Raw genomic sequence first — 7,073 nt, 5'->3', positions numbered from 1 at the left:
GCCTGGGCGGTGCGCGCGGCCTCGCGCCGCGCCGAGAGCACGCTCGCCGCATCGGTGCGCTCGGCCATCAGGCGCTCGGTTTCCTCGCGGGTCTGGCGCTCGCGGTTCGCCTCGGCGACGCGCAGGCTTTCGCGCATGCGCGGCAACGCCGGCGCCTGCGGGTCCATGCGCGCGAGCAGCTCCAGCAAGCGGCGCGATTCGGCCAGGTCGTCGTCGAGCAAGGCCTGCTCGCCGGCGATCACCACATACGGCTGCAACTCGTCGAGCGCGCCGATCACGTCGATCTGGCCGGGCTCCTTGTCGCGCAGGGCCAGGTAATAGTCGACCGCGCTGTCGCCGGCCGGGGTGTGGATGCGTTGTTCGCGCAAGGCCTGGGTGGCGCGTGCGCGCAAGCCTTCGATATCGAGTTCGTCCAGCGGCGCCGGCAACTCCAGCGCGGCATCGGCGACCGGCGCCGGCGAGGCGGTACTGTGCGGCGCTTCGGAACCGCAACCGCCGAGGGCGACGCCCAGGGCCAGACCGGCGATGGCGCACGCACCGGCTTTCGACCAACGACCGGCGGGCAACTCACACACCGGTTTCACAACGACCTTCACTGCCAACCCCCTGTACCGCTACTGCCGAATAACGTGCGCAGACTAGGCAAGCGATATGACGGCGCCGAGGCACCGCCGTTGCCGATCCTGTCCGGACTGCTGTCTGGGTGTCCCTGCCCGCGATTCCGCAGGTCCGTTGCGCGGCGCGATTATCGCCGCAATCGGCGATCGTGGGCGGAACCGCCGCAGGCCGGCATTCAGTGGCGATGCGCTACGGCCGCAGATGAACGACGGCGCCGGGCCTGAAATTGTATAGCGGGCTGGGCGGCTCCTAAGATGCCCGCCATGCCCGGCCCCTCCGCCATCGCGACCGCGTTCCGTTACCTCGTCTTCGGCGTGCTGATCGCCGTGATGCTGGTCAAGCCGGCGCTGACCTTCGCCACCGAAATCGGCGAACTCGCCGGGCCGGTCGCGGCGATGGCGCACGAGCACGCCGCCGGCAATCCTGACGCGGACACCGGCGCCAGCGCCGCCGACCGCGCCGACCCGGACGGCTGCGGCGACGCCCGCTGGCACCTGAGCCACTGCTGCGCCCTGCAAGCGGCGTTGCTGCCGCGTTTCGAGGTGGGCCTGCGCGTCGCCGGCCCGGCCGGCCCGGTGCCGGCGGTCTCGACCGCGTTCGTGCCGAGTCCGACCGCGGTGCCGTTCCGCCCGCCCATCTCCGCCTGATCCCGATGCAGGCCTGAGCCGGTCGCTCGCGCGCACCCTGCGGCGCCGCGTCGACCTGCGCGGGTCTTCGTCGCCGTGCGCTGCAGTCGCCACGGCGTCTTTCGAAATTCAGGAGAATTCCCCATGCGTTTGCGTCCGGCGGCCCTGGCCGTCCTGACGGCCGCGCTGTGCTTTTCTGCACAGGCGCGGCCTCCCGTGGCCGCGGTTTCGAATCAATCCGCTTCGAGCCCGTCCGCTTCTAATCCGTCCGCTCCTAATCAGTCCGCTCCTAATCCGCCCCCCTTCAACCCCACCGGCATCGTGCGCGCGACCTCGGTATTCACCCTGGACGATGCCTTCGCGCGCATCGGCGAGGCCCATCCCGATCTGCGCCTGTTCGGCCGCCAGCGTTCGGTGCTCGAAGCCGAGCGCGACCTCGCCGCGCAGCGTCCGGCCTGGGTCGCCGGCGCCGCGCTCGACAACGTGTCCGGCAGCGGCGCGGTCAGCGGGGTCAAAGGCGCCGAGCTCACCCTCAGCCTGGCTTCGGTGTTCGAACGCGGCGGCAAGCTCGACGCGCGCCGCGCCTTCGCCCAGAGCCGAATCGATGCGCTGGCGGTCGATCGCGAAAGCCGCCGGCTCGACCTGCTCGCCGAAACCGCACGGCGTTACCTCGGCATCGTCGCCGCGCAGCGCCGGATCGAGCTCGCCGAATTCGACATCGGCCAGCGCCAGCGCACCGTCGTCGCCGCGCGCCAGCGCCTGATCGCCGGCGCCTCGCCGGAATCGGGTCTGCTGACCGCGCAGGCGGCGTTGGCGCGCGCCGAACTCGACCGCGCGCGCAGCGAGCAAAGCCTGCTCGCCGCGCGCCAGCACCTGGCCGCGCTGTGGGGCGAACGCGACCCGGGTTTCGCCGGCGTCGCCGGCGATCCGTACGCGTTGCCGAAGATCGAGGACGCCACCGCCCTGACGGGTTTGCTCGAACGCAGCCCGGAGCTGGCCCGGTTCGCCGACGCGCGCCGGATCGGCGAGGCGCGTGTGCGTCTGGCGCAGAGCCAGGCAGCGGCCGACATCGATTGGCAGGTCGGCGTGCGGCGCCTGCAGGACGGCGGCGACACCGCGCTGATCGGCAGCGTGTCGATGCCGCTCGGCGCGCGCAGCCGCGCCGAGCCCGGCATCCGCGGCGCCGAGGCCGAGCTGGCGCTGCTCGAAACCGAGCGCGAGGCCAAGGGCCTGTCGCTGTACTCGACCCTGGTCGAAGCGCACGGCCGCTATCGGGTCGGCGCGCTCGAGGTCGCACGGCTCAAGGACGAGGTGCTGCCGCGCATGAGCCGCGCCGAGAACGCCGCCGAGTACGCCTACCGCGCCGGCGCGATCAGCTACCTGGAGCTCGCGCTGCTGCAGGCCGATAGCGTGGCCGTGCGCAGACAGCGCCTGGATACCGCGCTCGACGCGCAACTGGCGCTGATCGAGATCCAGCGCCTGACCGGCGAATCCTTCGTCGCATCGACCGCCCCCGCAGGAGCCGCCCCATGAAGCCCGAACTGTCGATCGCCGCGGCCCTGTTGGCGCTGACCCTGAGCGCCTGCGGCGGTTCCGAAAGTCCCGATGCCGGCAAGGCCGGCACTTCTAACGCCGAAACCGCGCACACCGACGAAGCAGACGACACGCACCGCCACGGCGAAGGCGAAGCCGGCCACGGCGAGAATGCCAAGGCGGCGGAGGAAGCCGAAAGCACGACGATCCCGGCCGCGATCGCTCAGCGCTCCGGCATCGTCGTCGCCGCGGCCGGGCCCGGCATCATCGCCGACGAACACGAAGTGCAGGGCCTGGTCACGCCGCTGGAAGGCCGCATCGCCAACATCACCGCGCGCTATCCCGGCCCGGTGCGCTCGCTGCGGGCCAACGTCGGCGACCGCGTCCGCGCCGGCCAGACCCTGGCCACGGTCGACAGCAACCTCAGCCTGACCACCTACGCCATCGCCTCGCCGATCACCGGCGTGGTGCTGGCGCGCAACGCCTCGGTCGGCGAAGTCGCGATCGAAGGCGCCACCCTGTTCGAGGTCGCCGACCTGTCGACCTTGTGGGTCGACCTGCACGTGTTCGGCGCCGACGCCTCGCACCTGCGTCCCGGCGTGCCGGTCACGGTGATGCGCATGGGCGAGGAACAGGGCGTGGAAACCACGCTCGACCGAATCCTGCCGGGCACCGCGACCGCGAGCCAGAGCACCGTCGCGCGCGCTTCGATCGCCAACGCCGACGGCCTGTGGCGGCCCGGTTCGGCGGTGCGCGCGCGGGTCACCGTCGAACAGCAACCGGTGTCGCTGGCGGTGCCGCTGACCGCGCTGCAACGCATGGACGAACGCGACGTGGCGTTCGTGCGCGAAGGCGAACGTTACGTCGCCAGGCCGGTCCGGGTCGGCCGCCGCGATGCGCGCCGCGTGGAAGTGCTGTCCGGTCTGCGCGCCGGCGAGCAGGTGGTGGTCGAGCAGAGCTTCCTGATCAAGGCCGACATCGAGAAATCGGGGGCTTCGCATGAGCATTGACACGAACCCCCGGCCGGACCCGGCGCGCCATCAGTCACCTTCCGGCCTGCTCGAACGCATCCTGCGCTTCGCGATCGGCCACCGCTGGCTGATGCTGGCGCTGACCGGCGCGCTGATCGCGATCGGCGTGTGGAGCTTCCGGCAACTGCCGATCGACGCCACCCCCGACATCACCAACGTGCAGGTGCAGATCAACACCCAGGCACCGGGCTATTCGCCGCTGGAATCCGAGCAGCGAGTGACCTTTCCGATCGAGACCGCGCTCGCCGGCCTGCCGAAACTCGACTACACCCGCTCCCTGTCGCGCTACGGCCTGTCGCAGGTGACGGTGGTGTTCAAGGACGGCACCGACCTGTACTTCGCCCGGCAACAGGTCGCCGAACGCCTGCAGCAAGTGAAGTCGCAGATCCCGGCCGGCCTGGAACCCGAGCTCGGCCCGACCGCGACCGGCCTGGGCGAGATATTCATGTACACCGTCGACGCCGAGCCGAAGGCGCGCAAGGCCGACGGCACGCCGTACAACGCCACCGACCTGCGCACCCTGCAGGACTGGGTGATCCGCCCGCAGTTGCGCAATACGCCCGGCGTCACCGAGGTCAACACCATCGGCGGTTATGCGCGGCAGATCCATATCACTCCGGACCCGGCGCGGCTGGTGGCGCTGAACCTGACCCAGCGCGACGTGGTCGCCGCGCTCGCCGCCAACAACCAGAACGTCGGCGCCGGCTACATCGAACGCAACGGCGAGCAGTTCCTGGTGCGGGTGCCGGGTCAGATCGCCGGCATCGAGGCGATCGGCGAGATCGTGCTCGACCGCCGCGACGGCGTGCCGATCCGGGTCCGCGACGTCGCCACGGTCGGCGAAGGCCCCGAGCTGCGCAGCGGCGCGGCCACCCAAAACGGCCACGAGGTCGTGCTCGGCACGGTGTTCATGCTGGTCGGCTCCAACAGCCGCGACGTCTCGCAGGCGGCCGCGGCGAAACTGCAGCAGGCCAACGCCAGCCTGCCGAAGGGCGTCAGCGCCAATCCGGTCTACGACCGCACCTCGCTGGTCGACCGCACCATCGCCACGGTGTCGAAGAACCTGATCGAAGGCGCGCTGTTGGTCGTGGTGGTGCTGTTCCTGCTGCTCGGCAATTTCCGCGCCGCCTTGATCACCGCGCTGGTGATTCCGCTGGCGATGCTGTTCACCATCACCGGCATGGTCCGCGGCGGCGTGTCCGGCAATCTGATGAGCCTGGGCGCACTCGACTTCGGCCTGATCGTCGACGGCGCGGTGATCATCATCGAGAACTGCCTGCGCCGGTTCGGCGAAGCCCAGCATGCGCTCGGCCGAGAGATGAGCGCCGACGAACGCCACGGCCTCACCGCCTCGGCCACCGCCGAGGTGATCCGCCCGAGCCTGTTCGGCCTGGGCATCATCGCCGCGGTGTACCTGCCGATCTTCGCGCTCAGCGGCATCGAGGGAAAAATGTTCCATCCGATGGCGATCACGGTGGTGCTGGCGCTGACCGGCGCGATGCTGCTGTCGTTGACCTTCGTTCCGGCCGCGGTCGCGACCTTCCTCGGCGGCAAGGTCGCCGAGAAGGAAAACCGCGCGATGGCCTGGCTGCGCCGCCGTTACGAGCCGGTACTGGCCTGGGCCTTGCGCAGCCGGATGACGGTGCTGACCGGCACCGCGGCGCTGGTGATCCTCAGCGGCGCGGTGGCGATGCGCATGGGCAGCGAGTTCGTGCCGAGCCTCGACGAAGGCGACGTCGCGGTGCAGGCGATGCGCATTCCCGGTACCAGCCTGGCCCAGTCGGTGACCATGCAGAAGACCATGGAGCAGGCGTTTCTGGCGATGCCGGAGGTCGAACGGGTATTCAGCAAGATCGGCACCGCCGAGGTCGCCAGCGACCCGATGCCGCCTTCGGTCGCCGACACCTTCCTGATGCTCAAGCCGCGCGCGCGCTGGCCCGACCCGGGCAAGACCAAGGCCCGGCTGATGGAAGAAATCGAAGCGGTCGCGCGTAGCCTGCCCGGCAACAACTTCGAGTTCACCCAGCCGATCCAGATGCGCATGAACGAGTTGATCTCCGGCGTGCGCGCCGACGTCGCGATCAAGGTCTACGGCGACGATCTGCAGCAGTTGCTCAAGATCGCCCGGCAGATCGAGGCGGTGGCCAAGCAGGTGCCCGGCGCGGCCGACGTCAAGGCCGAGCAGGTCACCGGCCTGCCGATGCTCAGCGTCGAACCCGATCGCCGCGCGCTGGCCGTGTACGGGCTCAACCCGGCCGCGGTGCAGGACACCGTGGCGACCGCGGTCGGCGGCGAAGTCGCCGGGCAGTTGTTCGAAGGCGATCGCCGCTTCGACCTGGTGGTGCGCCTGCCCGAACGCCTGCGCCAGGACACCGCGGCGCTGTCCGACCTGCCGGTGCCCTTGCCGGCGCGCAGCGAAGGCGATCGCGACGAGTCCAGCCGCGACGCGACCTGGAGCTCGGGCGCGCCGCGTACCGTGCCGTTGCGCGAAGTGGCCAAGCTCAACTCGATTCTCGGCCCGAACCAGATCAACCGCGAGAACGGCAAACGCCGCATCGTGGTGACCGCCAACGTGCGCGATCGCGATCTCGGCGGCTTCGTCACCGAACTGCGGCAGAAACTCGATGCCCAGGTGAAGGTGCCCGAGGGTTACTGGATCGGCTACGGCGGCACCTTCGAGCAATTGATCTCGGCCAGCCGGCGCCTGGCGGTGGTGGTGCCGGTGACCCTGGTGCTGATCTTCGCCTTGTTGTTCATGGCCTTCGGTTCGGCCAAGGACGCCGCCATCGTCTTCAGCGGTGTGCCGCTGGCCTTGACCGGCGGCGTGATCGCGCTGGCCCTGCGCGGCATTCCCTTGTCGATCTCGGCCGGGGTGGGCTTCATCGCCCTGTCCGGCGTGGCGGTGCTCAACGGCCTGGTGATGATCGCCTTCGTCCGCAAGCTGCGCGAACGAGGCCACCCACTCGACAACGCCATCGTCGACGGCGCCCTGGGCCGTTTGCGGCCGGTGCTGATGACCGCGCTGGTGGCCTCGCTGGGCTTCATCCCGATGGCCTTCAACGTCGGCGCCGGCTCGGAAGTGCAGAGGCCGCTGGCGACGGTGGTGATCGGCGGCATCGTCTCCTCGACCCTGCTGACCCTGCTTGTGCTGCCGGTGCTGTACCGCTGGCTGCACCGCAACGACGCCGGCGAGCGCAAGCTCGATCCGCGACCGGCGCCGGCCGCGGCGGAACCCTCGCCCGCCCGCTGAGGCGGCGCCCCGGCG

4 protein-coding genes and 1 pseudogene are annotated in these 7,073 nt (G+C 70.5%); 4 read left to right on the top strand and 1 reads right to left on the bottom strand.

What is annotated here, in order from left to right; genetic code table 11:
• Positions 1-566, bottom strand: a pseudogene (locus tag ACSAMQ_RS19490) (energy transducer TonB); the annotation flags it as partial.
• A 315-nt stretch (positions 567-881) separates the two neighbouring features.
• Between ACSAMQ_RS19490 and ACSAMQ_RS19485 the strand changes: the two are divergent.
• From ACSAMQ_RS19485 to ACSAMQ_RS19470, 4 genes are all read left to right on the top strand, one after another.
• Positions 882-1,265, top strand: coding sequence for a hypothetical protein (locus tag ACSAMQ_RS19485; RefSeq protein ID WP_435397247.1), 384 nt, complete (start codon positions 882-884; stop codon positions 1,263-1,265).
• Positions 1,266-1,565: 300 nt separating this feature from the next.
• Positions 1,566-2,777 carry a TolC family protein gene (locus tag ACSAMQ_RS19480; RefSeq protein ID WP_435397246.1) on the top strand — a complete coding sequence of 404 codons (1,212 nt, stop codon included), beginning with the start codon at positions 1,566-1,568 and terminating at the stop codon, positions 2,775-2,777.
• Positions 2,774-3,787 carry an efflux RND transporter periplasmic adaptor subunit gene (locus ACSAMQ_RS19475; RefSeq protein WP_435397245.1) on the top strand — a complete coding sequence of 338 codons (1,014 nt, stop codon included), beginning with the start codon at positions 2,774-2,776 and terminating at the stop codon, positions 3,785-3,787. The genes ACSAMQ_RS19480 and ACSAMQ_RS19475 overlap by 4 nt, the downstream gene beginning before the upstream one ends.
• A 46-nt stretch (positions 3,788-3,833) precedes the next feature.
• The gene (locus tag ACSAMQ_RS19470) at positions 3,834-7,058 is read left to right on the top strand and encodes an efflux RND transporter permease subunit (protein ID WP_435397248.1); all 3,225 of its coding nucleotides are present in this window, start codon (positions 3,834-3,836) and stop codon (positions 7,056-7,058) included.
• Positions 7,059-7,073 lie beyond the last annotated feature (15 nt).

This window comes from Lysobacter sp. 1R34A (assembly GCF_051217035.1).
Lineage (GTDB): Bacteria > Pseudomonadota > Gammaproteobacteria > Xanthomonadales > Xanthomonadaceae > Lysobacter.
Note: the sequence above shows the minus strand (reverse complement) of the source record. Positions and strands in the feature narration are given on the sequence as shown.